Annotated in this window: 22 protein-coding genes and 1 pseudogene; 7 read left to right on the top strand and 16 right to left on the bottom strand. The window is 45.2% G+C overall.

Annotated features, from left to right (window positions below; all coding sequences use genetic code 11):
• Window positions 1-19: 19 nt before the first annotated feature.
• Window positions 20-1,147 (bottom strand): Gfo/Idh/MocA family protein, encoded by a 1,128-nt coding sequence (locus tag AC0IYG_RS26170; RefSeq protein WP_471714344.1) that lies wholly within the window; start codon window positions 1,145-1,147, stop codon window positions 20-22.
• Window positions 1,148-1,390: 243 nt separating this feature from the next.
• Here AC0IYG_RS26170 and AC0IYG_RS26165 point away from each other — a divergent pair, with 243 nt between their 5' ends.
• Window positions 1,391-2,626 carry an MFS transporter gene (locus tag AC0IYG_RS26165; RefSeq protein ID WP_471714054.1) on the top strand — a complete coding sequence of 412 codons (1,236 nt, stop codon included), beginning with the start codon at window positions 1,391-1,393 and terminating at the stop codon, window positions 2,624-2,626.
• Between the two features lie 71 nt (window positions 2,627-2,697).
• Here the strand turns inward: AC0IYG_RS26165 and AC0IYG_RS26160 are convergent.
• Together AC0IYG_RS26160 and AC0IYG_RS26155 are read right to left on the bottom strand one after the other, a co-directional pair.
• Window positions 2,698-5,107, bottom strand: a pseudogene (locus tag AC0IYG_RS26160) (endonuclease MutS2).
• A gap of 4 nt (window positions 5,108-5,111) precedes the next feature.
• Window positions 5,112-5,630, bottom strand: a complete 519-nt coding sequence (locus AC0IYG_RS26155) for a DUF7935 family protein (RefSeq protein ID WP_471714053.1) — start codon at window positions 5,628-5,630, stop codon at window positions 5,112-5,114.
• A 134-nt stretch (window positions 5,631-5,764) separates the two neighbouring features.
• On the opposite strand from AC0IYG_RS26155, the gene AC0IYG_RS26150 reads away from it, so the two are divergent.
• Window positions 5,765-6,061: a HesB/IscA family protein gene (locus AC0IYG_RS26150; protein WP_471714052.1), complete on the top strand. Its 297-nt coding sequence runs from the start codon at window positions 5,765-5,767 to the stop codon at window positions 6,059-6,061.
• Window positions 6,062-6,074: 13 nt separating this feature from the next.
• Here AC0IYG_RS26150 and AC0IYG_RS26145 read toward each other — a convergent pair whose 3' ends face one another.
• Window positions 6,075-6,647, bottom strand: a complete 573-nt coding sequence (locus AC0IYG_RS26145; protein WP_471714051.1) for an NUMOD4 domain-containing protein — start codon at window positions 6,645-6,647, stop codon at window positions 6,075-6,077.
• Between the two features lie 147 nt (window positions 6,648-6,794).
• On the opposite strand from AC0IYG_RS26145, the gene AC0IYG_RS26140 reads away from it, so the two are divergent.
• Window positions 6,795-7,154 (top strand): CoA-binding protein, encoded by a 360-nt coding sequence (locus tag AC0IYG_RS26140; RefSeq protein ID WP_471714050.1) that lies wholly within the window; start codon window positions 6,795-6,797, stop codon window positions 7,152-7,154.
• Window positions 7,155-7,160: 6 nt separating this feature from the next.
• Here AC0IYG_RS26140 and AC0IYG_RS26135 read toward each other — a convergent pair whose 3' ends face one another.
• The 5 genes from AC0IYG_RS26135 to AC0IYG_RS26115 form a co-directional block, all read right to left on the bottom strand.
• Window positions 7,161-8,162 carry a 3-oxoacyl-ACP synthase III family protein gene (locus AC0IYG_RS26135; protein WP_471714049.1) on the bottom strand — a complete coding sequence of 334 codons (1,002 nt, stop codon included), beginning with the start codon at window positions 8,160-8,162 and terminating at the stop codon, window positions 7,161-7,163.
• A gap of 52 nt (window positions 8,163-8,214) precedes the next feature.
• Complete coding sequence (gene pssA, locus AC0IYG_RS26130; RefSeq protein WP_471714048.1) at window positions 8,215-8,934, bottom strand: CDP-diacylglycerol--serine O-phosphatidyltransferase; 720 nt, start codon at window positions 8,932-8,934, stop codon at window positions 8,215-8,217.
• The gene (locus AC0IYG_RS26125; protein ID WP_471714047.1) at window positions 8,931-9,608 is read right to left on the bottom strand and encodes an MBL fold metallo-hydrolase; all 678 of its coding nucleotides are present in this window, start codon (window positions 9,606-9,608) and stop codon (window positions 8,931-8,933) included. The genes pssA and AC0IYG_RS26125 overlap by 4 nt, the downstream gene beginning before the upstream one ends.
• Before the next feature lie 152 nt (window positions 9,609-9,760).
• Window positions 9,761-10,465, bottom strand: coding sequence for a hypothetical protein (locus tag AC0IYG_RS26120; RefSeq protein ID WP_471714046.1), 705 nt, complete (start codon window positions 10,463-10,465; stop codon window positions 9,761-9,763).
• A gap of 90 nt (window positions 10,466-10,555) precedes the next feature.
• Window positions 10,556-11,260 carry an SAM-dependent methyltransferase gene (locus tag AC0IYG_RS26115; RefSeq protein WP_471714045.1) on the bottom strand — a complete coding sequence of 235 codons (705 nt, stop codon included), beginning with the start codon at window positions 11,258-11,260 and terminating at the stop codon, window positions 10,556-10,558.
• A 144-nt stretch (window positions 11,261-11,404) separates the two neighbouring features.
• Between AC0IYG_RS26115 and AC0IYG_RS26110 the strand changes: the two genes are divergently transcribed.
• Entirely contained in the window at window positions 11,405-11,770 is a 366-nt protein-coding gene (locus AC0IYG_RS26110; protein ID WP_471714044.1) for a hypothetical protein, read from the top strand.
• Here the strand turns inward: AC0IYG_RS26110 and AC0IYG_RS26105 are convergent.
• Window positions 11,763-12,539, bottom strand: coding sequence for an alpha/beta fold hydrolase (locus tag AC0IYG_RS26105; protein WP_471714043.1), 777 nt, complete (start codon window positions 12,537-12,539; stop codon window positions 11,763-11,765). The genes AC0IYG_RS26110 and AC0IYG_RS26105 overlap by 8 nt on opposite strands.
• 350 nt (window positions 12,540-12,889) lie before the next feature.
• Here AC0IYG_RS26105 and AC0IYG_RS26100 point away from each other — a divergent pair, with 350 nt between their 5' ends.
• Window positions 12,890-16,240 (top strand): TonB-dependent receptor, encoded by a 3,351-nt coding sequence (locus tag AC0IYG_RS26100; protein WP_471714042.1) that lies wholly within the window; start codon window positions 12,890-12,892, stop codon window positions 16,238-16,240.
• Between the two features lie 64 nt (window positions 16,241-16,304).
• Here the strand turns inward: AC0IYG_RS26100 and AC0IYG_RS26095 are convergent, their stop codons facing one another.
• Both AC0IYG_RS26095 and AC0IYG_RS26090 read right to left on the bottom strand, forming a co-directional pair.
• The gene (locus tag AC0IYG_RS26095; protein WP_471714041.1) at window positions 16,305-17,195 is read right to left on the bottom strand and encodes a glycerophosphodiester phosphodiesterase family protein; all 891 of its coding nucleotides are present in this window, start codon (window positions 17,193-17,195) and stop codon (window positions 16,305-16,307) included.
• Window positions 17,173-18,117, bottom strand: coding sequence for a patatin-like phospholipase family protein (locus AC0IYG_RS26090; protein ID WP_471714040.1), 945 nt, complete (start codon window positions 18,115-18,117; stop codon window positions 17,173-17,175). The genes AC0IYG_RS26095 and AC0IYG_RS26090 overlap by 23 nt, the downstream gene beginning before the upstream one ends.
• Window positions 18,118-18,290: 173 nt before the next feature.
• Between AC0IYG_RS26090 and AC0IYG_RS26085 the strand changes: the two genes are divergently transcribed.
• Window positions 18,291-19,265: a polyprenyl synthetase family protein gene (locus tag AC0IYG_RS26085; protein ID WP_471714039.1), complete on the top strand. Its 975-nt coding sequence runs from the start codon at window positions 18,291-18,293 to the stop codon at window positions 19,263-19,265.
• Between the two features lie 118 nt (window positions 19,266-19,383).
• Window positions 19,384-20,760 carry a leucine-rich repeat domain-containing protein gene (locus AC0IYG_RS26080; protein WP_471714038.1) on the top strand — a complete coding sequence of 459 codons (1,377 nt, stop codon included), beginning with the start codon at window positions 19,384-19,386 and terminating at the stop codon, window positions 20,758-20,760.
• Window position 20,761: 1 nt separating this feature from the next.
• Here AC0IYG_RS26080 and AC0IYG_RS26075 read toward each other — a convergent pair whose 3' ends face one another.
• The 4 genes from AC0IYG_RS26075 to AC0IYG_RS26060 form a co-directional block, all read right to left on the bottom strand.
• Window positions 20,762-22,939 carry a DUF5916 domain-containing protein gene (locus AC0IYG_RS26075; RefSeq protein ID WP_471714037.1) on the bottom strand — a complete coding sequence of 726 codons (2,178 nt, stop codon included), beginning with the start codon at window positions 22,937-22,939 and terminating at the stop codon, window positions 20,762-20,764.
• 46 nt (window positions 22,940-22,985) lie between these two features.
• Entirely contained in the window at window positions 22,986-23,285 is a 300-nt protein-coding gene (locus AC0IYG_RS26070; RefSeq protein ID WP_471714036.1) for a DUF3817 domain-containing protein, read from the bottom strand.
• A 165-nt stretch (window positions 23,286-23,450) separates the two neighbouring features.
• Window positions 23,451-26,045: a cytochrome c biogenesis protein CcsA gene (ccsA, locus tag AC0IYG_RS26065; protein WP_471714035.1), complete on the bottom strand. Its 2,595-nt coding sequence runs from the start codon at window positions 26,043-26,045 to the stop codon at window positions 23,451-23,453.
• Window positions 26,042-26,476 (bottom strand): cytochrome c maturation protein CcmE domain-containing protein, encoded by a 435-nt coding sequence (locus tag AC0IYG_RS26060; RefSeq protein ID WP_471714034.1) that lies wholly within the window; start codon window positions 26,474-26,476, stop codon window positions 26,042-26,044. Before AC0IYG_RS26060 ends, ccsA begins: the two co-directional genes overlap by 4 nt.
• Between the last annotated feature and the right edge of the window lie 5 nt (window positions 26,477-26,481).

Here is a 26,481-nt window from a genome sequence, read left to right as displayed (position 1 = left end):
AAGGTGAAAAAAGATAAGATCAGAAATTCGTCCATTTGGTGTCCGAATTATTTGAAGCAATGACGGTGTCAATGAACTTCATACCCCTAAGGCCATCCTGCGCGGAGGGGAAATCGTAAACCGGATCGGCTTTGCGGCCTTCCCAATAAGCCCTTACGTGGATCGCGAAGTTGCGGTAAAGATTTGCAAAAGCTTCAAAATATCCTTCCGGGTGGCCCGCTGGAATGCGCGTATGCACCTGTGCAGCCTTGGAAAGGTTACCAACGCCTGTGCGGATAATGCGCGCACCCTGATTGGTTTTGTGGATCAATGTGTTGGGATCGAGTTGTTTCCATTGCAAACCGCCGGTTTCGCCGTAAACACGAATATTAAGGTCGTTTTCCTCACCGTTCGCGATCTGGCTGTTTTGTAAAATTCCTTTTGCACCATTATTAAAGCGCAACAGCACATTGGCATCATCGTCCAGCAAACGTCCTTCAACGAAAATCGTAAGATCGGCGCAAACCTGTGTGATTTTTAATCCTGTAATGTACTCAGCAAGATTTTCGGCATGCGTTCCGATGTCGCCTAGCCCGCCCGCTGCGCCTGAGCGTTTGGGGTCTGTGCGCCATGCTGCCTGCTTGTTGCCGGTCACTTCAACTAATGTGGCCAGCCAGCCCTGCGGATATTCAACAATCACTTTCCTGATTTCGCCAATGGCGCCGGAAGCAATCATTGCCTTGGCTTCCTTCACCATGGGATAGCCTGTATAATTATGGGTAAGGCAGAAAACAAGGCCTGTTTGTTCAACAAGCGCAACTATTTCTTCTGCTTCCTCCGTATTCAGCGTAATAGGCTTATCGCAAACAACGTGAAACCCGTTTTCAAGTGCCAGCTTGGTTGGCGCCTTGTGCATGTGATTTGGCGTCACTATGGAAACGAAATCCATGCGCTCGCCTTCGGGAAGCTGTTTTTCTTTGAGGATCATTTCCTCGAAATCGTTATAAACTCTGTCCTCCGGCAAATAAAGTGCCTTTCCAGTCTCTTTGGATTTGGAAGGATCTGAGCTAAACACACCGCAAACCAGCTCTATTTCACCATCCATAATCGCAGCACGGCGATGGACCCCGCCTATAAAGGCATCAAGCGATCCGCCAACCATACCCATCCTGATCTTTCTTGACATTCCAGTTGGTTTAAAGTTTTGAAAAGATTTTTACAATATTAAAGAGTAGTAAGGATCACTCTTACTTCTTACAAATATAATTTTAACGCATAAAAAACACTGCCCAGGCTTCATTAAACCAGTAGAAAAAGCGTTAATTTGTTTTTTCTGTGAAATTCTTTCATAAAAACATTAGTCGTCAGGCTCGTAATTATCTCATTTTAAATAACAAACCCTTTTAGTCTCATGACTCAAACAATCAATAGCGGCAGGCTTTTTAATGCAAGTTGTTTTGCCCTTATTACTACGGCTTTTTCTTTTAGCATCCGGGCGGGGATCCTGCCGCAATTGGGCGCTGAATTTGGCCTGACCGGAGAGCAGCTTGGTTTTATTAACCTCATGTTTTTTCTCGGGTTTCCATTGTCAATGATCATTGGCGGACTCGTTTACCACACCGTGGGCCCAAAAATCATCATGCAAATTGCATTTGTTTGTCACGTTATCGGAATTCTGCTTACCATATATGCAGGCGGTTATACCGGCCTTTTGATCTCGACATTTTTTATTGGAATTGGAAACGGATGTACGGAAGCAGCTTGTAACCCGATGATCGCGGATACTTACAGCGGCTTGAAAATGAACAAGATGCTTAACCGTTTTCACATGTGGTTTCCGGGTGGAATCGTTGTCGGAAGCTTAATTTCAAAGTTCATGACGGATGCTAACCTGGGATGGCAGGCGCAGATCTGGGTGATTTTGATTCCAGCGATCGTTTACGCGTTCTTGTTTTTCGGACAAGCATTCCCAAGACCACACGTTGCGGGTGTAACTTCAATCGGCGAAAACCTGAAAGCAATGGTTTCTCCGCTATTCATATTCATCTTCGTTTGCATGATGTTTACCGCGATTTCTGAGTTTGGACCGCAGCAATGGACAGGTTTGATCATGAGTAAAAGCGGTGCCAGCCCAATGCTTATCCTTGCTTTGGTAACCGGCTTAATGGCCTTAATCAGATTTTTCGCTGCACCGATCGTTTCGGTGCTTGGTGCAACGGGTATTCTTTGGGGATCTTCAATTCTGGCGGCGGTCGGCATTTATATGTTCAGCACAGTAACTGGTCCTACGGCTTACGCAGCGGCGGTTGTATTTGCAATGGGCGTTGGCTTGTTCTGGCCTACAATGGTTGGTTTTGTTGCTCAAAATGTGCCATTGAGCGGTGCATTGGGCATGTCAGTAATTGGCGGCGTGGGCATGTTCTCAACTGCTATTTTCCAGCCTATCATTGGTAACTGGATCGACGAATCGAGAGCTGAGAAAATTGCCGCAGGTTTGACAGGCGATGAAATGGAGCTGGCAGCCGGACAGGCGACGCTGAGCACGATGATCATCTTCCCAGCCATCCTGATCGTTGCATTTGGTATTTTGTTCTTCTGGATGAAAGGCCGTAGTGCAACTACAACTTCGACAGCAGGTGCACATTGATTTTGTGCGGGTTATAAAATAGGATAGGGTGCCATTTGGCACCCTATTTTTTTGTTGTCTTCGTCAAAAGTTTATTTCAGTTTCACAATCGTGACACCAGCGCCGCCGCGGTCCGGATGCTCGTCCTGCATGCTTGCGACCTGGGAATAACCGCGAAGGTGATTTCTGACCAGCGTCCTGAGAATGCCGTCGCCTTTGCCATGAACAATGCGCAATTCGTCGTAACCGAGCATAATGGCATTATCCATAAACTGGTCGACAAGTCCCAATGCTTCTTCGCCACGTTTTCCGCGCATATCCAGGTTGAAACTAAAATTAAGCATCCGCTCATTCAGGTCAACGCCTTTTGCACTTGTTTTCAGCTTTTTCTCGCCAGTTGCCGCTTTATAGGTTTTATTTGAAACCTTTTCAAGTCTGTTCAGTTTAATGGTCGATTTCAGATCGCCAATGCGCACTTCCGCATCCTTGCCCCGCAATCCGATCACTTCGCCGATTGCAGTTTGGCCGAGGATCCGGACATAACTTCCGGGAACAATGTCGCCGCTCTCCGGTTCAAAAACCTCTTCCGCCGGAACCGCTTCAACAACTTGCTCCAGTTCAAGGTTTTTTCTTGCCAAATTTTTCAAGCTCCGTCCTGACTGTTTTGGTTTTTTCTTTCTCCGCTTTATTCTCCTTAATCTCCCTGATCGTGTTTTCAATCAGCTGGTTAGCATCGGAAATAAGCGTTTTTGCTTTTTGCTTGGCCTCGTTAACGATCTTCTTTTCGTTGTTTTCAAGGTTTTCTTTCAGCGAAGTGTATTCTGCCAGTTGCTTGGTGAGCTTACGCTCCTTAATGCCGACTTCTATATTTTTTTCGGCAAAAACCCTTCTTTCAATGTCAAGCTCTTTAAGTAATTTCTCAAACTTAACTTGCTGCGTCCCCAGTTTTTCCTTTGCGCGATCAACGACTGAATTGGGCAACCCGATTTTTGAAGCAATCTCAAACGCAAACGAACTGCCCGGTCTGCCGATTTCCAGCTGGTAAAGCGGTTCCAAATGTTCTCCGTCAAATCGCATCGCTCCATTTACCAAGCCTTCTGTCTTGTCAGCAAGCACTTTCAGGTTGGTGTAATGTGTATTAATGACGCCATATGCGCCTGATTTGGTCAGATTTTCGAGAATGGCTTCTGCGATTGCGCCGCCAAGTCCGGGTTCAGTTCCGGTTCCAAATTCATCAATTAAAAACAATGTTCGCCTGTTCGCCATCGCCAGAAAGTGGCGCATATTGGTCAAATGCGAGCTGTATGTGCTGAGGTCGTTTTCAAGCGATTGTTCGTCACCAATGTCAATGAAAATGTTTTGGAAAAAACCCATGGACGAACCTTCTGCAACCGGCACCAGTAAGCCGCATTGGAACATATACTGGATTAATCCGACGGTTTTGAGCGAAACGGACTTCCCACCCGCATTGGGTCCGGAAACAATCAGGATCCGCTCTTTTTCCTGCAATGTAATATTCAGCGGGATAACTTTCTTGCCTTGTTTTTGGAACGAAAGATGCAGTAACGGATGCCGTGCGTCACGCCAGTCGATGAATTGCTTGTTAAAAAAAGGCGGATTAATGGCACTCATTTCGGCGGCCAACTTTGCTTTTGCACGCAGAAAATCCATCAGTCCCAGGAAGCCGTATGCCTTTTGGAGGTCGGGCACGAAAGGCCGTAATGTTGCCGTGAGTTCAAGTAAAATGCGGTTGATCTCGCGTCGCTCTTCATATTCAAGCTCGCGAATTTCATTATTCGATTCAAAAACGTCTGTTGGTTCAATGAAAACGGTTTGTCCCGTTGCCGATTCGTCGTGGATAAAGCCGCGCAATTTCCGCTTGTGTTCGGCGGCGACTGGAATTACCATGCGACCATTGCGGACAGTCAGCGAAACGTCGTCACTGATCCAGCCATTGCTTCTTGCCGATTTTAAAATTGTGTCAAGCTTTTTACGGATGCCAGCTTGCTCGGAAATAAGCCGTTTTCTGATTCGGGACAATTCAGACGAAGCCGAGTCACGGATTTGCCCGCGGTCGTCGATAATGCGGTCTATCGCATCCGTAATGGATTTTTCGACCCGGATTGTCTTGGCATATTCGCCTAAGATTGGATAAGCTTCGGGTTCTTCGTTTTCAAAAAATCGCAGGCAAAGTCGGATGGTCAGTAGCGAGACTTTAATGTCCGAAAACTCTTGCTGTGTCAGCAGCATCCCTTCAATGGCCGCTCTTCTCAGATATGGAGTTGCATCAATATAGTTTTGGGAGGGAAAGTTCTCGCCGATCTGCATGATCTTTTGCATTTCAGCAGTCTGGCTCACCAGCTTTTCAACCAGTCCGAAGTTTTCTGAAAATTTGATCTTCTCAACAAAATTCTGCCCCAGCGGGCTAATACAAGCTTCTTTCAGCCGTTCTCGCAGCTTGTCAAAACCTAATTTTTGTTCTAATGTATTTGGATATAACATTTTATTAAAATAATGTCCTAATCTCTTCTTTGAGCACTTTTAGCGCATGAGCAGATGGCTGGACTTCCTTTTCGATAACGTGTGAAAATATTTTTTTGGCCAGATCAGCGGGAGGGGCTTCTCCTGAAACCTCCGTTGAGGCCTGGTTAATGATCGCCACTGTTTCATTCATTGCGCTGGTAATCTGTTCCCAAGCATTGCCGCTGATATACATTTGCTGCGCAACATTATGATTGTATTCTTCCCGGATGTCCTGCAATAATATCTGCTGCAATTCAAGCGCGCTCATTGCGGAAGGCACCAGTCTTAATAACAAATTATTGGGTGCAATACGTTCTAGAAAGAGGCACATCCGTTCATAGGCCTGCAACCGCAGTGGCAATGTAATGCCCACGTTTTTATTGCGGATTTCCCATTTTTGCTTTTCAACCAATTTGGCGGCAACAGTTGTGATTGTGGCATACACGCCGTAGATGATTGCGCCGCCTAGGATGACAATGACTAATAGTGAGTAATATTCCATAATTTTAGTATGCTGATTTATCAATTAAACCGCAAAATTAAAGGAATAACTACATTAAGCTGAGATTTATTTGAAATAGCGAATGGATTGCAAGTGAATGTTGTTGCCTGATATAATTCATAAAAGTATTGCACATGGAAAGTCCCGTTCAGCTTTCGGATAAAGCGAAATACGAAATCAAGACAACATTAGCGGCCAATAAAATACCTGACACTTACGGGTTGCGGGTGGGATTGAAGGGCGGTGCATGCAGCGGAACATTCCTGCTGGGTTTTGATACAGCCACAGAACATGATCAGACCTATCTCGTAGACGGGATTAAAGTTTTTGTAGACAAAAGACACCTTATGTATGTAATCGGCTTGTCCGTCGATTACGAAGAAGGAGCGAACGGCACAGGTTATACGGTCTCCACCGAAGACAGAAAATAATTAAGTTGTTCCTTTAATCCTCAATGGTTACATGCTTCCAGTTTTCTCCTGAACGAATCCTGTTTAGCTGTGTATGCGTGATGCCAAATTGCTTAGCGATCATTTTCAAGCGGTTGTTATCATTTTTCAATAACTTCTTGATAATGCGCACTTTACTTTCTGTCAGCTTGTAATTTTTAGTTCTTCTTGGAATAACCCGATTGATAAAAGCAGGATTTTCACGGTTATGATCGATCATTTCTGCCTTCGTCACCCATTTCAAATTTTCGAAATAATTGTTCTGTTTTTCGAAATCTGAATGGATTACAAACACATGTTCGTCACTTGGTTTGTCTACAAAGTGCTCAGCCACAAGTTTGTGCACATATCTGTTAATAGTCTTTCCCCCAGCCACACGTATATTCAGCGATCGGTAACCTTGTATTACAGATCCTTTTATCACAACTCCTTCTTTTGGATTGTTTTGAAAGCTTTTCAATCGTCCGTAGTTTGATACTTCGTAATGAGGAGCATTCTCGATTTCGTCGAATATAATTTTAGCCCACTTTTCGTTCCAGAAACTCCGACTTACATTTGACTCATTCATTTTGATACAATATATAATTAGTTTTTATAGCTATTTAAGGCATTCATCGCGACCTTTTTTGAATTGGGAAACGATTTGGCAATCTTTCAATGTTTATGATAGTGTTCAAGGAACCTGATTCCTTTTTGTCAACTTAAACTGAAAAGTATGAAGCGCACGCTGATAATCGGAGCAACCTCAAACCCATCCAGATACGCCTATCTGGCGGCACAGAAACTTCTAAATTACGGACATCCGATATTGTTGCTTGGCCGGAGAAAAGGCAATGCATTAGGCGAAGAAATTCATTTGGATAAAGTAGAATGGCAAGATGTAGATACAGTAACGTTATACATTAATCCTAGCCATCAGCCCGAATACTATAATTATATAATTTCTTTAAACCCTAAACGTGTCATCTTCAACCCTGGCACCGAGAATCCTGAATTTAAAAGCATGTTGTCTGATAAAAATATCATACCACTGGAAGCATGTACACTTGTAATGCTTTCGGTGGGCCAATATTAAAATTTCTTACCACCTGAGGAGCGCAGATGCCCAGGTAAAACCACTTCCAAAGGCTGCGAGGCAAATCAGTTCACCGTCACGCAGCCTTCCTTGCTCCCAGGCTTCGGCCATCGCAATAGGAATTGAAGCGGCGGTGGTGTTGCCAAAGCGCTGGATGTTATTAACCACCTGAGACTCTTCCAGACCCATTTGTTGGCGGACATAGTCGCTGATACGGATATTTGCCTGGTGTGGAACCAGTAAATTCAGGTCGCTTTGCTGTAAATCGTTGGCTGCGAGGGCTTCATTGATCACTTCTCCAAAACGCACGATGGCATGCTTGAAAACAGCATTTCCATTCATGTGCACATTAAAGCCGCCCGCATCGAGCATCTCTTTGGTAGCCGCCCGGTCCGGTCTGCTGCTGCCTGGTTCTTTTACATAAAGATCTTCTGCAAAACGGCCATCAGCGTGAAGGTGTGTAGATAATATACAATGTTGGGGATCTTCAGTAGCGGTAAGAACGGCCGCTCCCGCGCCGTCTCCGAAGATTACGGCCGTATTTCGGCCAGCCGTGCTTTTGTCGATCCAGGAAGATTGGATTTCGGATCCGACGACCAATGCTGACTTGTACATGCCGGATTTGATAAACTGATCGGCAATGGATAATGCGTAAACAAAGCCGGAACATTGCTGCCGGATATCGATAACGGGCTTGCCGTCCATGCCGAGCTCGCGCTGCATGAGAAAAGCAGAGCCCGGGAAAAAGTAGTCGGGTGTAATGGTGGCGTAAACGATAACCTCAATGTCGTTGGGCTCCAAACCTGCGCGTTCCAATGCTTGTCGCGATGCGGCAGTGGCCATGCTTGCATTCGTGTCCTTTCCGTGCTCAAAGTAACGTCTTTCCCGGATTCCTGTGCGCTCCTGAATCCATTCGTCCGAAGTCTCCATCCATCTGGTCAGGTCGTTGTTCGTGATAATGTTATCAGGGACATAATAGCCAAGACCAGTGATTCGAGAGAAAGCCATACGCAATTGCAAATATTAAATGTGAAAGTTCTAAGCAAATTTGCAACAAAAACTATATGTTACCAATGGATCGGTCCTTTTTCGTGAGGTTATCAGCGACCGATAGGAGAATGTAGAGAATGATTATAGCAGGGATTGCCAGGATTTTTAATGCTAAAAGCAATACAATGGTCATCGCGATGAGGATGAAGCGGAACTCATTGCCCTTCCAGCCAAAATTCTTGAATTTCAAAGCAATCAGCGGCATTTCCATCACCAATAGAAACGACATGACAACCGAGAATATCAGCAGATTGGTCGTGTTCACAATGATGTCTTTCCAAAACGGATCCTCTGTTAGCAGAATAATAGGCAAGGAAGCGATCAGCATGGCATTGGCCGGAGTAGGAACGCCAATGAAAGAGTCGGATTGACGGGGATCATTGTTGAACTTGGCCAGTCTGACGGCCGAAAACACAGCAATGATAAATGCCGGGTAAGCTTTCCATATGCCAAACAGATCGGGAATGCTTTGCATTAACAGCTGATAAACAATGATCGAAGGAAGCAATCCGAAAGTGACCATGTCGGCAAGCGAATCGAGATCTTTGCCAATCGCGGAACTTACCTTTAATAACCGGGCTAAAAAGCCATCGAAAAAGTCAAAAATCAATGCTACGCCGATCAGAATGCAGGAAATGACGAGGTTGTTATGAAATGCTTCTACAACTCCGATGCATCCGCAAAGAAGATTTCCACAAGTAAGGGCATTGGGAAGGTTGCGGCGGATCATATAATTGGTAAAAGGGTTTGAGGATTTGTTGACTTTACTTTCAGAAACGGATTGTTTCTCTTTTCAAAACCAATGGTTGTTGGCTGCATATGGCCTGCATAAACTTTATAATCGTCCGGCAGAGTGAAAAGCTTGTTCCTGATGCTGGCCAGCAATGTAGCATGGTCGCCGCCGGGCAGATCCGTCCTGCCAATGCTCATGTAAAATAATACATCTCCGCCAATGACAAACTTGTCGGCTGCGCTGACAAACGCAACGTGACCAGGCGCGTGGCCAGGAACAAAAACCACATTCAATGTTGAATTTCCAAACTTTACAACTTCTCCTTCCACCAGATAACGATCGATTTCGGGCTCGTCAAACTTGTAAAAGCCGTAATTGGAAGCGTAAGTTTTTACGGCTTTCAGGTAGGGCTCATCAATTTGATGCAATGCGAACGGAATGTTATATTTCCTTTTCACCCCCGCAACACCCAGAACGTGGTCAATGTGCGCGTGGGTGTTGATGATCTCGACCGGCTTTAATCCATTGGAAGAAATGAATTCATACAATTCCTCAAACTCCTCTTGCTCAGAGCAGCCCGGATCAATGATGACCGCTTCGCCCGTTTCGTCATAAAGTACGTAAGTGTTTTCCGAAAACGGGTTGAAAGTAAATTCCTGAACTGATATCATTTATTTGGTATAAAATGCCACATTAGGTTGGGCGAAGTTACAAAACACTTTGGAATCCCGCCCTGAAACGCTTTCCAATATTGCCTTAAATAACAACGCGCCGTTACGAGAGCGTAACGGCGCGTTGTGCAATTCAAGTTCCAAAAATCAGATCATTGCGCAGAAAGGAAAACCCTGATGCGGTCGTAGTATAAAGTAGTCAATCCTTCATAACCCGAGTCTGTTCCTACGAAAAGCCAGATTTCCCCGGCATCATTGGCTTTAACGGTGAAGGTTTTGCTGCCGTTGTTCTTTTCTAAGAGTTTGTAAGTTGTCGACGTTTCGCCATTTGACACATTGCCAAGCAAAACTGCGGCAGGACCTTCCTGTGCCTGCTGGCCTTTGTCGAGGTTAAATTCGTAATAACCGTCTTTCAGCTGGCGGTTCGGCTCGAACGGCGATGCACCTGCTTTCAAATAAACGGAGCCTCCCGGCGATCCGCCGATGCCGAGGCTGTTTTCAGGATATTGCGTGCCCAGCAGAATTTGAAACGAAACATTGTAAGTCTGGTTGGGATTAAAGCCCGTCACCTTTTTCTTCAGATACATAAATATGTCATCCGCGCGGTTGTGACTGCTCAGGCGATAGGCATATCTGCTTGTATCGAGGCCAATCGGCAATCGCGTGCGTCCTTCGCTCAGTTCCAGCGTCGACGAATCCGTTCCTGGTGAGTATTCTGCAAATTGTGCCGTCCATCCATCTGTTCCTGTTTCAAAAGCCGAATCTGATACGAAAACTGGATCCAGTGAATCGTCATCCTTGCAGGCGGACAACAGGCCTGTAAGGGATAATGCTGTCCATAACATCCATTTCTTCATGGCGTATTAAATTTGGTTGAGTTATTTAATTAATCACAACGGAGATCATTGAAATGCACATATGGTTGGAATGATCGGTTGCTTTTTCTGCTAGCCAATCAGAAATATCGTCGGTTTTTTGTGCAGGTCCGGTTTATTCACTTTCCAGTTTTTCACGGGTAATGTTTTGATAAATTCGTCTGTTCCAGTCACATTAGCCGCAATGCAAAGCAATGTGTCCGGGGCACAGGCTTCTAATATTGCGTCTAAAAAAGTGTTGTTACGAAACGGCGTTTCCATGAAAATTTGTGTCTGTCCGTATTGTCTCGCTTCCCGTTCGAGGTGCTGCAATGCTTTTTTTCTTTCTGATTTATCAATGGGCAGATAACCGTGAAACGCGAAAGATTGTCCGCTCATTCCGGAACCCATCAACGCCAGTAAAATGGAAGACGGCCCCACAAGCGGCACAACCTGCATGCCAAGCCTGTGCGCGATGCCCACCGCCACTGCTCCCGGGTCCGCAACGCCCGGACAGCCTGCCTCCGAAAGCACACCCGCATCCTCGCGAAGATTGCGCAAATGTTCAAATGTTTCGTTTTCGGGCGTGTCCTTGTGCAGCTCAATAAATGTAAGTTCGTCGATTACTTTGCCGATTTTAAGGCTGCTTATAAATCGCCGCGCCGTCCGCACGTTTTCAACAAAAAACACATTGAGGTTCCTGATGCTGTCGACAATCTGAGGGCTTAGCACTTGGTGCTGTGTATCTTCTGCTAAGACGGTTGGGATGAGGAAAAGTCTGGTACGGGGCTGATTCATAAGTTAATGCAAAATTTAAGTTTTCTTCCAACCTTATGTCTGTGATTTGGATCATAAAAGAAAACAAAGTTAAATACAATGAAACGACTACTATACATTCCCTTCTGTATAGCCATGCTTTTATGTTGCAAAGAAAGTGATAGCATGGACGCTATAAATACGGCTTCTTTCACCACTATGCAAGGAAAATGGTATCTCACGGCAGTAGAAAGAAACGCGCTTAACGGGCAGAATGTCTGGGAACAGGTCACGCCCGGCAAGGCCGATACACTGGTTTTCAGGCCAGACGGTGTGGTGCTGGATGCTTCCGGCAAACCTGCCTGCTGCGTGCCAGGGAAGTTTTTTATCAATGGCAACCTGATGGAAGTAAAGCCACAAACTCCCGTTCCTGCCAATCCATTGTGCGCAGGTGTGAATTGTATCAATTGTCAGAGCTGGGATATTGAACTGAGTGCCAGTGAAATGATCATAACACCCTGCAATAATCCCAGGCTCAAATATGTCAGATAGGCTTTTCGAGAAAATGCATTAAAGCAGCGACGAATGCTTTGGGCTGCTCTGCCTGCACCCAGTGACCGGAGTCCGCAATGGTTTCGAGCTTTGCATGTGGACAAATATTCAGTATCCCTTCCCAGTCTTCATCTTGAATGTAATTGGAGTTCGCACCCCGCATAAAAAGGGTGGGGGCTTCAATTTTTTGTTTTGCAACAATCTCCGATCCCACTTTTGACATATCCGTTGTAAGCAGCGGCAGGTTGAAACGCCAGCCGAAACCGCCTTCATCTTTTCTATACAAATTTTTGAGCAGGAACTGGCGCACCGTCACGATCGGCTCATAGGCGCTTAAAATCTCATCCGCCTGATTTCTGCTTTCGATCTCATTAATAGGAATCGCATTCAGCCCTTCCAGAATTTTCCTGTGGTGAATGGGATAAGCCTTTGGTCCAATGTCGACGATCACAAGCTGGGAAAATGTGCCCGGATAAGTAACTGCATATTCCATCACCGTTTTTCCACCCATCGAATGGCCCACTAAAACAGGATCGGTAATGTCGTGCTCATCCAGGAAACCTTTCAGATCTGCGGCCATATGAGGGAAGTCCAGCGGCGCCTCATGCGGTGACCTTCCATGATTGCGCTGGTCGACGAGGTACACTTTGAAGCCATGTTCGGAAATGGTTTTACCAATGGTAAGCCAGTTGTCCAGAAAGCCGAAAACGCCGTGGAGGATGATCATCGGCTTGCCACTTTCACCAATTTGTTTATAATTAAGCTGCATCAAAATAGGATTAAAGTGTTGCTGTGGTTCAGCAGTAATACTAATGTTATGGTTGTGAAAGTAGTTCCTGCACGAATCAGTAAAAAAACTTTTACGAGGCCAAAAATACGTTTAAAAGCACTGGGACGCATCTGTTGGTTTCTTAACAATTTGATAATCTGAAAAATATTGAAGTATTGGTACAGATTTCTGTATTATTCCAACAAATCAAGCAGTTACGCGGATTAGTATTGTATTTTAATAGGATTTGCGTTTTTGTTATTCAGGTAAAAAAAAACTTATTTTGCGGTAAATATTACTCATCGGTCGTGGTGATGCTACTAATATTACAAACCAAATCAACCAAATTTATGAACGGGAAAAGTTTACTTTTCAGGGCAGCGGGACTTGCGCTGGTCGTCTTTCTATTAAGCCTGTTTAGCCCAAATGTCCAGGCGCAGGTAACTTCATCAGCAATCTCGGGTCGTGTATCAGACAGCAAAGGCGAATCATTGCCAGGTGCAACAGTCGTAGCGATCCACGTTCCATCAGGATCAAGGTATGGTTCTGTCACAAACGATCAGGGTCTTTATACAATCCCGGCTGTGCGCGTAGGCGGACCTTACACCGTGACTGTATCTTTCGTTGGTTTCAATGACAAATCACAGGAAAACATTTACGCAAACCTGGGAACCGCTGCAAACGTAAACTTCGATTTGCAGGACGGCGGAACAGAATTGAGCGAAGTGGTTGTGACGGGAGCGGGAAGCGACATTTTTAGCTCGGATCGTACGGGAGCAGCAACGACATTTAACAAAGGCTTGATTACCAGCCTTCCGACACTTGGCCGGACGCTTAATGACATTACGAAATACAACGCATACAGCAATGGCCGCTCATTCGGTGGCCAGGACAGCCGTTATAACAACTTTACAATTGACGGTTCTGTATTCAACAACGGTTTTGGATTGGGTAACGAGGCAGCAGCAGGTGGCCGGACAGGTTCCACTGCGATTTCTCTGGACGCGATTGAAGAAGTTCAGATCAACATTGCTCCTTATGACGTGCGTCAGTCGGGCTTCGCGGGTGCGGGGATCAATGCGGTGACGCGTTCGGGAACAAATGAATTTTCAGGCTCTGTTTTCCATTTTTTTAAAAACAAAAGCCTTGCGGGTGACAAGCCAGACGGTAACACGATCAAGATCAACGAATTCAATGAAAAAACAACTGGATTCCGTCTGGGTGGGCCGATCATTAAAAACAAGCTTTTCTTCTTTGTTAACGGTGAATTTGTAAAACGTTCAAGCCCTGCGCTGGACTTTGTTCTTAACCGTGGCCAGACAGGAAGCAACGTTTCGCGTACAACCGCTGCCGATCTTGAAGATCTTGGCGCTTTCATGCGTGACAAATTCCAATATGACATTGGTGCAATCGATGGTTTTAACAATGAAAACAAGAGTAATAAATTCCTTGGACGCATTGACTACAATATTAGCGACGCGCACAAACTGACATTGCGTTACTCACACCACGACTCTGATTCGGATGTTTTGATCAGCCAGAGCAACAGCAGTAACACGGCAGGTTTTGGTAACCGTACCAACTCACTTTCAGCGATTTCTCCTGAAAACACAGGTTACATTATCCAGGATAACACGCGTTCTTTTGTAGCAGAATTGAACTCTAACTTCGGAGGCAAATTTGCCAATAACCTGATCGGAACATTCAACAAGCAGATCGAGGACAGAAAATACAAGGCGCCGATTTTCCCAACCGTGGAAATCCAGAAAGATGGTTCTACTTACACAACCATCGGTTCGGATCCATTTACACCAAACAACCGTCTGGATTATTCAACATTCAACATTACGGATAACCTGACTTATTTCGCCGGAAAGCATACGCTGACTGCCGGTGCATCTTACGAGCACTTCAAGTCTAACAACTTGTTCTTCCCGACTTCAAATGGTGTTTACGTTTTCAGGTCGATCCAGGATTTCAAAAATGCTGCAAATGCATATCTTGCTAACCCGAATCTGACGGTTGCGCCGGACACATTGGTTCGTTTCAACTATCGTTATTCATTGCTTCCAGGCGGCGCAGCACCTTGGCAGGAATTCAAAACGCAGACATTCAGTCTTTATGTTCAGGACGAATATCAGGTTGCGCCAAACTTCAAGCTGACAGCCGGTCTTCGCGGAGATTATATCACCATCCCGAACACTTCAAAGCAATATTATAATGCGCAAGTGGATTCTATCGCATTTAGAGATCCAGCTGGCCAGCCTTACAATGTTAACACCGGTAATGTTCCAAAATCACGCATTTACCTGTCACCACGCATCGGTTTCAACTGGGATGTAAAAGGAAACCGCACTACGCAAGTTCGCGGAGGAACGGGATTGTTCCTATCCAGAATTCCTTACGTTTTGATTTCTAACCAATTAGGTAACAATGGTGTGAACTCTGCAACAATCGGATTTAATAATACGACTGCTTTCCCATTTACATTAGATCCTTCCCGCTACAATCCGACAGGAACTACAAGATTAACGGGATATCAAGTCAATGCTTCGGATGAGAACCTGAAATTCCCACAGGTTTGGAAAAGCAACATTGGTATCGATCAGCAATTGGGCTGGGGTGTAGTTGCGACTGTTGAAGGGATTTTTAACAAAAACTACAATGCACTTCGCTACATTGACGTAAACTTAAAGGCACCAACTGCTCAGTTTGCAGGTGCTGATACGCGTGATCGTTTCCCGGCATCAGGTCTTACAGGACAAGCTATTAATCCAGCCCGTCTGGTTAATACGACTGTATCCAACGTTTACGTTTTGACAAATACAAATAAAGGTTACTCTTACACGATCACGGGTAAACTTGAAAAAGCGGCAACGCGTGGTTTTGGTGGAATGATCGGTTATACTTACGGACAAGCGAAAGACATCGCATCCGTATCGAGTACAGTTGAAGGAAACGTTCCCGGGGTGAATGGTTTGAACTATTTGGATCTGGGATGGTCTGGTAACGACTTGCGTCACCGTTTCGTAGGTTATTTGACTTACCGCAAAGAATATGGCGGTAAAATCGGTGGAGCGACCATGTTCACATTGGGTGGTGTTTCAAACAGCGGAACCAAGCTTTCCTACATCAGTTCTACGGATTTGAACGGCGATGGTCAGAACAATGACCTGTTGTTTGTTCCAAGAAATGCTTCGGACATTACATTTGCTCCATTGACTACAACTGTAAACGGCAAATCTTACACATTCTCGCCTGAGCAGCAGTCAGCAGCATTCCAGCAATATGTTGATAATCACCCGTATTTGTCAAAGAGAAAAGGGCAATACACAGAGCGTAACGGCGGTGCATATCCTTGGTTGACAAGATTTGACTTCACTGTGGAGCAGGATTTCTATGTAAAAGTTGGCGCGAAGGACAAGAAAAACATCATTCGTCTGAGAGCTGATATTTTCAATGTTGGTAACCTGATCAATAACAAATGGGGTGTAGGAAACCAGGTGACTGTTTCTTCAAACAGCACACAGTCTAACCCGCTTAACTTTGCAAGCGTGTCAGCAGACGGCGTTCCTTCATACAGAATGGGAACGCAGGTTGTGAATGGCGAGCCTGTTTTGGTTCGTGATGCATTTGTGAAGTCGCAAACGATCAATGACGTTTGGCAGGCACAGATTGGTATCCGTTATATCTTTAATTAATATTCGTCCCCGATCCGGTCGGGACATACAGCAGAAAGGGTCCGAATTATTCGGACCCTTTTTTTTATTCTTTTCTCTTGAAAATGCTTTGGACCAATATTGGATTGTCTGTGCAGATAATGTCAGGTCCGCTAGCTGCGATCTTCTGATATAAGGGAACGGCGGCGTCAGCGCGCAATGTGTCGATATTACCATTTGTGCCTAATGAAGAAATTACTTGTAAAGCATGGATTTTGTCATAAAATGGCTTCTCCTGCAACTCCCGCGGCGTTAATGCAACGAGCATATCCAACGGGATTCCAGATTTTTCAACGGCTGCAATGTGATCGTTACTATTAAATCCCACAGCAAGCATCAAGTCTGGGGCAATGCGGTGCGCTTTTTTAGCCTCGGTCAACGAATAGCAAATGAGGATAGATTTGTTCAGGTTACCGGTTGCCTTTACGAGATCAATCGTCTTTTGAATGTCGGTTTCGGGCTTTTTGTCTATAATAAGGATTAGGTTTTTGTCTTTACTCCAAGTGAGCACATGCTGGAATGTAGGGATTCCGTGCTCGGTCATGCTGCCGTAAGGATCTTTCAATTTGAGCTTGCTGGCGTCTTTCCACTTCATTTTGCTCAGCAATCCTGTTCCGCTTGTTTTCAGTTTCAATTCGTCATCATGCGAAATCACGAGCAGGCTGTCGGCTGTCATGCGCACGTCGAATTCAAGCATTACGCAAGGCACTTTTGCATAAGTCCTTTCAAAAGTGGCCATGCTATTTCCCGGAAAACCGTCTTCCGTGCCGCCCTGATGCGCCATAATGATCGGCATCGCCCGGCTTGCTGGTTTTAAAAATGCCTTTAATGTGCCCGCGCTATTGAAATTGCACGGACTTTGTTTTTGAGCCATAAGTGCGCCAGGCAATGACAGCATTGCAGATAAAACGATCTTATTCAGGCTTGATACTTTCATGTTCAGAAGTTTGTTGTTTGTTGAGCTTGGTCGCGGTCAAAATTGTCTCCATTCCTGCCCGGTAACCTTCCACGATGAGCCTGGAAATGTCATCCGAAGTGAAATGCTGCAGATCCAGGAAAAGCGGCACCGCCGGACGGATGACGGTCAGCTTCATAGGTTTACCGCGCAGATTGGAACGATCGACATATGATTCGGCCCAGACAATGTTGCTGTTAACGATTTGATTTACTGTAATGTCTCGAACGCGTTCAATAAGCGTGATCAGGTTGCGGGAATTCATGTCTTCGGGCTGATACAAAAGCGGTGAATGGCATGCGATAAGCACAATTTCAGTTGCACCGTCTTCAATCGCCTGCCGGATAGGCGCAACTTCGCGCATGCCTCCATCCAGATAAAGTTGCTTTTCAATTTCAACGGCCGGCATCAGCATAGGAATGGAGGAACTGGCATATACATAGCTCAGAAAATGCGGATTATCCGGTGAAGCATATTTGATTTCGCCACTTTCAATATTAACCGCGCCTACTTTTATCTTGACAGGGCTGTTTGTGATAAATTTGTCGGTGACATGATTGCGGATCAGCTTATGCAGCGGCATAGGATCGACAATGCCTTCAAAACGGCTCATTAATGTGGCCATTCCGAGACTTACGCGTGAGCGCAGCATGGAAATATCCTGCGGCTGCGTAATGTTCTTGATCCAGAATTCGAGCAGTTTTCTGCCGGCAAGCGGCCATTTAACTTCCTTTTTCTCTTCGAGTTGCTTGCCAGCCTCATTGACCAGAAATGTAGCATTCAACGCACCGACCGAGATGCCATAAATCATGTCAGGCTCGAAACCATTTTCCAGCACCGATTGTATCACCCCGACCTGAAAGGCCCCTTTCATTGATCCTCCTCCCAGGACTAGTGCTTTCATGCGAATCTAATTTTTTCAATTCTAAACATTTTCAAAATAAAATTGATATAAACAGAAGATTTTATTCCAAATTTGAAGATTAGAGTTCAGAAGCGTAAAAAGGCAAAAATATGATGCTGTTTCTGTTCTGCGCCTTTTATCAGGAGGGACCTTAGAGGCCCTCGTTCATTAATATGACCCTTTCAGTAAAGGAAATTCAGGTCCCGATTGCAGATGAAATGAAGGCTTTTGAGCACAAGTTTCGTCAGTTTATGAAGAGTGATGTAATGCTGCTGGACCAGATTATGAATTACATTGTCCGTCGCAAGGGAAAGCAGCTCCGCCCGATGTTCGTATTTCTTTCGGCGGGCGTTTGCGGACAAATCACCGAGTCGACTCACCGGGGCGGTGCATTGATAGAACTCCTGCACACCGCCACGCTTGTCCACGATGATGTTGTGGACGATTCCAATTACCGCCGCGGATTTTTCTCAGTTAATGCATTGTGGAAGAACAAGATTGCTGTGCTGGTTGGCGATTATTTGCTGTCACGTGGATTGCTTTTATCTGTTGATCATGGCGAATTTGAGATCCTGAAAATTGTTTCTACAGCAGTGCGTGAACTCAGCGAAGGCGAGTTGCTGCAAATTGAAAAAGCGCGTCGGCTGGACATTAATGAAGAGGTTTATTATCAGATCATCAAACAAAAAACGGCTTCTTTAATCGCTTCCTGCTGTGCTGTGGGCGCAAGTTCTGTGGGTGCAACGGCTGATATTGTAAAGCGCATGCACACTTTTGGAGAAAAAGTAGGAATGGCTTTTCAGATTAAAGATGACCTTTTCGATTACGGCGAAGATGAGATCGGAAAGCCGCTCGGCATTGACATTAAGGAAAAGAAAATGACATTGCCGCTGATTTACGCGCTTAACAAGGCGGGCTGGCTCGAAAAAAGAAGGATCATCAACATTATCCGAAACGAAAGTCACAAACCTAAGAAAGTAAGCGAAGTTATTGCGTTCGTTAAGGAGTCGGGCGGGCTGGGTTATGCGCAGCAAGTGATGCAGGGCTATGTGGAAGAAGCCCGCGCTTTATTATACGAATTTGCGGACTCACCGCACAGGCGTTCGCTCGAACAGCTTGTTCAATACACCATTGATCGCAGTAAATAGCTGATTAACAGCGCTATTTTCAGTCGCTGTGACATTGAAAAGGAAAATATGTAAGTAACTATAATAATATGACTAAACTTTTAGTTATGTTAGTGCTTCCATAATAAACCTTTGTGTCATGAAAAAAATCCTAACTGCATTAATGTGTTTGTGCCTGCATTATGGCTATGCTCAAACCAAGGTGATTTCCTCAAAAGATGCTGAAAAAGAAGGTCTGGACATGGTTTCGTTGTCCAACAATTATGCATCTGCGGAAACGGAGCTGACCAACGAGGTCATGAAAAAGTTAGCCGGGCTCACTGATGCTGCATTTCCCAAAAACCTGTATCCGGGCATATCCATTCTGGGCCAATTTTACTTCAACGCATCGGGCGGCGTGGATTATTTAATTTATGACATTCAAGCGAGCGATAAATACGATAAAGACTCGCTCGACAGTCACACCCGAAAGTCCTTCTTAGCCAGCCTGGAAGGATGGAAAGTGACCAAATCGCCTGATAGGAAGTTCTCTGTAATGGGTTTTACCCATGTTGGAAAAATGGAGGTTCGGCGGGAAGTGCGCCGTGGCGACAGCGCCGTTATCGATTTGAAAACGGCAGTGGTTTTTGAAGATACATTGAAGATCAAGAGATTGTTTTTGAACCAGCTGGAGCTTAAAACATTGCCGGATGCCATTTACCGGTTTCCTAACCTGGAAGAACTTTACCTCGGTAATAATGAGTTCACGGCAATAAACATTAACATGCAGCGCTTGCCGAAACTCAAACAGCTTCATCTGCAAGGCAACAAACTTACTAATGACGGTTTCAAACTGTCGTCAAACAAGACACTAACCTTGTTAAATCTGAAAGAAAACAAGTTTACCGACATTCCAAAGACAATTCGGGGTTCTAAAAAACTTTCGGTTTTGTGGCTTGGCGGCAATGATCTGCCGGATCTGTCTAACCGCAGTTTCAGCAAATTGAGACAAGTGCAGGATTTGAATTTTTACCGGTCCGGAATTGGAGCATTGCCCAAAGGGATCAAGAAAATGAAGAACCTGCAAGTGCTGGATTTGTATTACAACAATCTGGAAACGCTTCCCGCTTCCATTACGAAGCTTAAAAACCTGACGCATCTGGCTGTTTCGCACAATCAGATTACTGCATTACCCACGAAGATTGACAAAATGAAGCGCATTCACACGCTTTATGCGCATCATAACCATTTGAGCAAGCTTCCAGAAAGGATCACCAAAATGCAGAATCTGAAAATCCTGGATTTGGGTTACAACTGGTTTACAAACTTCCCAAAAGAGCTGACGGCATTTGTGCAATTGCAGGAACTTGATTTGTCTTCCAATAACTTTCCCGATTTTCCGGAGCAGCTTTTGGAGATAAAGCAATTGGAAAAACTTTATCTCCGTGGCAACCCTTTTGTTGATCAGGACGCTGACAAAAAGTACAGCAGGCAATTGGGGCAGCTGAAAAGCAAGAACATTGAGGTGTTCTATTGATTTACAAATTCCACCAATAAGTGAATTTCAAGACGATCGCGCGGTTCTTAACGCGGAAGTTTTCAGGCAAATAATTATCCGTATAAACGATAAATAGGTCGGAAGCAGGCTTGTAACGCCATTGCAGACGCGCATTCAGGTTAATGTTATCCGCCTGATTGTTATACTGCATAAATGTTGTGAAAAACAGCTTGTTAGTGAATGTAACATCCACACGCGGGCCAACAAGCCACAATTGCGTCCGTTTCCAAGGCTCAGGCAAGCGAATGTCGTTGTAATTTCCGGCCATTGTGATGGCAACATACGGCTGCACGCGGTAACCCAGCTCAGCGCGGAGGTTATTGCGGTGACCGTTTTGATAATAACCGCCAAAAATACCCGAAGCAGCGTAAGTAAGGCGGTTTTGCGGGCCGGAGACAATGTCAAAACCTGTTGCTTTCCAATTGTGCTCGCTGCCGGTTACCAATGTGCCGATGCCAAGATTCGTTGGGTCAAATGGCCTTAACAAGCGCACATAATTGCTCGATCCCCAAACGGAAACGGTTGCTCTGTTGATAAAATTTAGGTTATAGGAAAGGATAAACTCGCGGTCGCTGAGGTCAAACTTTTTGTCCCAAAACACATTGCTGATCAGCTTCGGCCCGTGGCTAATGATCTTAGGGTTTTTGATAAAAAACAGATAACCGACATTCGGGCTGATTTTGTAATAACCCATCCGGACCGCATTCGGAACATAACCGACTTCTGCATTGAAGTTTTTGCCAACATATTCATGCTGCCATTGCCAGAAAAAATTGGCTTTGTTGAATTTCAGGTCGGCGGCGTGGGTGAAATCGTCCGTGGTTTTACCTGGTGTGAAGGATTTGAGCACCATCACCTTCCCCGTCCAAAGGTTTTTTGCACTCGCCAGGTTGAATTCAGCACCAATGTTGCGGTTATAGCGGTTCGTGGCGCTGTGCTGCTCCATCGAATAATTTGTCGCGTCCTTATTTACGAAAATGAAACGGACATTGGAGCGGGCCAGCAATTGCCTTTGCAGCGCGAAAACTGCATAATTATTTCTCGGTGTCAGACTGTCCGAAGAACCGGTCTGCACGTCCAGCACACCGATCCGCCAGTTCTTGTTAATCTTTCCGCTCATGCGCGCACCGAACTGGATGGGGACGCCCAAACCGATGCGCCGGGAGAAAAATGGCCGAATGGTAGCGTACCCGAAATTTGCGAAAAGGTCAGCGTTTTCGAGAAAGAACTGACGACGCTCGGGGAAGAAGAGCTCAAAACGGTCGAGATTGGTCTGCTGCACATCCACATCGACTTGCGAAAAATCCGGGTTAACCGTTAAATCCAGGTTAAGCGAAGGCGTAAGTCCGATTTTGACATCGCCGCCGACCGTTGGCTTGTATTTGCTGGGCGTATCTCTTTGGTGATCTTTTGTCAGCCGATTTGCGAAATAGGGAATGACCGAAATGTTCGGGCCTGGATTAGGCGGCGGCACATCCCAGGCGAGCACGCCCGTGTATGCGAGCGAGGCGGAAGGAAACTGCCGAGGAACGGGCGCCCAGGCCGATTTTTCCGAAATGGTCAGATCCTGACGGCTGAAATTAATTCCCCATTTGGTGATTCCAGGCTTGTAGCGAATGCTTTTGAAAGGAATTGCAGCTTCCCAAACCCATTTGTCATCATCATTTTTAACCGCGCTGACCCACTTATTGTCCCAGCTCAGATCGACAGTTCCGCCATCGCCCTGCTGACCGTCCCACGGCGCCCCCGCAGCATTCGCACCGAAGGAGAAACCATTGGTCTTGTCATCAAATGTGTCCATGAAAAGCAGGAAATTGTCATTTTTTCCAAAAGCAAAGTCCCGCTTGAGCGACTCGACAATGATCGAACCTTTGATAGGTTTGTAATTGACTACTAGAATGTAAATGTTGTTTTTGTCATAACACATCTTTACATCCGTCAGCGCCCTCGAGAAGCTCGTGTCCATGGGCGTGATCATGAAGAAATTATTGGCGGTTTCTGCGGATTCCCATGCGAGATCATCGGCAACGCCATCAATGTTTAGCGAGGAAGTCGCAGAATGAATGTTGTATTGGTATTTTTCATTGGGTTTCTGAGCAATGCTTTGGACGGTGATTAAACAGAAAAAAATTAAGATTAGGATAAAGGTTCGTTGCACTTGATCGGGGTGTAGGAATGTATGGAAAATTTAGGTTTAGGCAATTTCAGCTTCTAAACCACTTGGCGTCGGCATAAAAAGTGCCGAACGGGACCAGTGACGAGAAGAACGATAATATGGATTTTTTGAATGACCAGTTTCTTTCAACTGCAACTTGAATTAGTAATAACACGAAAAGCACAAAAAGGACGCCGTGTGCCATGCCGACTACGCGGACAGCCTGCGGAATTCCTGCCAAGTATTTCAAAGGCATGGCAATGCCGAGCAAAACAAGATAAGATATGCCTTCAAGAAACGCGACAATACGGAGGCGGCCGAGAGCCGATTTGATCAAATTGGAAACCATAATGAATGAAAGTGGGCGAAAGATTCTTAACTGTAAATATAACTATTCACAGCTTTAAATTTTTATCACACGGCCATAATCTCAACTGCGGCGTGCACACCAGAAGCATAAAAAAGGGTGCGATCACATCCGGATCGCACCCTTTTCATATCAAAATCATTGCTATCAGGCAGGTTGTACTTTAACCTTTACCTTTTTATCATTCGATTTATTCTCCTTGTCTCTGGCTTTGATGAAGTCTTTAAACCTCCTCACCGTGGCCATGATAAAGCCGATCACCAGCACAAATGTTCCAAGCCATAAAACATTAATGAGCGGTTTTTCAATGGCTTTCATTACGATGAAATCACGCTGTGTTGTGTTGACAGAGAATGAGAACTGGCCCGTCTGCGGATTGATTTCCTGGAATTGGATGCGCATGCCCAGGTCGTTGTTAACCTCTGGCTTGCGTGCAACCATGCGGTCCCGGATCACAAATGATGGCGTAACCACATATTCTTTGTCTTTATCCAACACGCGGATTATCGCTTTTACAGCCGCATCGCCTTCACCCAATTTCACACCTTCAACTTGCTCGGTACGAACAACATTGTCAAGAATAGCGACGTAATCATTCACAAAAAATGTGTCGCGTAAGCTGATCGTGAAGTTTTCAGTCTGACTCCAAACCGGCTCAGCAGTCGGGTTCGTAACCATGTTCACGTGGGTGTAAAGATCTTTGTCCACCTTACGCTGAATGTCCGGAGATGAAACGATCCCGCCCATTCTCGGGTTAATCTGAACCCTTGGGAACAAGCTGAAAATCCGGCCTGATGGCTCGCGATATTCAATTTCGTAGTAAAAGTTTTCAGGGAACAACTCAATGGTGTCACCTTTGACATTATACTTTTTGCCGTCAACAACAATGTCACGCAAAGCCACCGCATGAAAGTCGCCTTCAATAATGTCGACCCAGCTCTTCGGAATGTATCCCGGAATCTTGCGTGGTTCCACACGGACATCGCGCCAGGTTAGCATATAGTCACCCATTTTTTCAGGCTTATTGAGCCATAGGGTGATGTTTTCTTTGTTTTCCTTATTGTCGTTGTTGGTAAATTCTTCGCTGCGGGAAATCATCAATCCCGAATTATTGATCGAAACAACTTTCGTGTAAGCAGAAGAAAACAAGATCCCGATCAGCATTAATGCGACGCCAATGTGCGTGATCGCGCCACCAGACAAGTTGTAGTTTCCGCGAATAATGTTCAGCAGAATTGTTCCGTTCGCAACAATTGCAAACACAGCTGCGGTCAACAATGCGATATACTGAATCTCTTTTACACCTTGAATCGTAATGATGGCTGCACTGATGATCAGCGAAATGAGCAATGGATTGTAAAGCGCTTGCAACTTATCTTTACCCACTCTTTTCCACCAAAAGAACTGTCCTACGCCCGTTAAAATGACGATAAGCGAGAAGAACCAAAGCTGGAATTTGTTGTAATGTCCGATCTGATCAGCCGGAAGCGCCATGTTAAGCACTGTTCCGAATGCTTCTGCAATTTTGTTATAAACCGGAATTGAAGTTGTGGCAAGGATTTGGAAACCAGACAAACAAAGCAATGTTGCTCCGATGAAGATCCAGAATTCCTGAGAATAAGTCGAGACTTCTTCTTCGTCACTTGGCAAATCTTTCCAGCGATAAACCAGCAGGACAATCGACAGAATTGTGAATGTAAATAAGTAAATCAGCAACTGTCCTGAAAGGCCCAAATCCGTAAATGAGTGCACCGATGCATTTCCCAAAACACCACTTCTGGTCATGAATGTGGAGTAAAGGATCAGGATGAATGTCGCGATCGTTAAGATAAATGACGTTTTCAGCGCTGTTGCATTTCTGCGGCCGATAATCATTGTGTGAACCGCTGCAACCAATATCAACCAGGGCACAATGGAAGAGTTTTCCACGGGATCCCAGTTCCAGTAACCGCCAAAGTTCAGCGTTTCATAAGCCCAGTAAGCGCCCATTAGAATCCCGATACAAAGGATCATAGCAGAGAAAAGCGCCCAAGGCAATGCCGGACGGATCCATTCCTGAATCTTTTTGGTCCAAAGACCAGCAATAGCAAATGAAAATGGAATTAATGTTGTCGCAAAGCCCAGGAACAGGGTAGGTGGGTGGATTACCATCCAATAGTTTTGCAAAAGGGGATTTAAGCCGTTACCATCTTTCGGGATGAAATTCGCATCCATTTGATAGACGGGCAGATCCGGCATTACTTCTTTTAACAATAAAAATGGTGTCGAACCAATTTTTAAATCGAGTCCGGGAATGACGACACCGAGGATCATGGAAGTCAAAAATGCCTGAACCAATGCGAAGATGGTCATTACCGGCGCTTCCCACGACCGGTTTGTAAAAATCAAAACAGAACCTAAAACGACATTCCAGAAGATCCAAAGCAAGAAACTTCCTTCCTGATCCTGCCAAAAACTGGAAATGGTGTAACCCGTAGGCAAGGATAACGAAGAGTTTTTCCAGGCGTAGTGATATTCGAAATAATGATTTCCAATGATCCAGTAAAGGGAGAAAACGACACCGATAACGGCAGCAACGTGCGTGTAAAAAACGCCGCGTGCAAATCTTTTCCAAACTGTGCTTTCTTCAATGGAAATGCCTGACGATGAGGCTTTGAAGTAGGCGAATGTTGCAACTAATGCTGTTACAAAGGCAATGATGACAAGCAGGTGACCTGCACTTCCGATTGTGCTATGAATCATGATTGTTCTGCTGTATGTTCAGTGGTTTCCATTTTGCCATTCTCATATTTCGACGGACATTTCATCAGGATCTTCTCAGCTGTGAAGGCGCCGTTAACCATTTTGCCAACGACAACAACTTGCTCTGATTTGTCAAAATCCTGTGGTTTTGAGCTTTTATAAACCACTTTCTGTTCCACCTGATTGTTGTCAATAAGTGTGAAAACGAAGTAATTAGGGTCAATTTGCGGCTGATAATCCATTTCGAGGATTCGGCCGGAAGCATCTTTTTTCAGCTTTCCTACCACGTGAATACTTTCGGCGTCACCTTCCTGCGCCATTTCTTTTGCTTTGGTAAAATCAACGTAAGTGCTCGCGTCACCGGCAGTAGAAACGATGATGCCGATGGCAACTGCGATGATGATAAGGCCGAATATTTGTATCTTTTTCATGAAAG

The sequence above is a fragment of the Dyadobacter sp. AC419 genome, from assembly GCF_979253085.1.
Note: the sequence above shows the minus strand (reverse complement) of the source record. Positions and strands in the feature narration are given on the sequence as shown.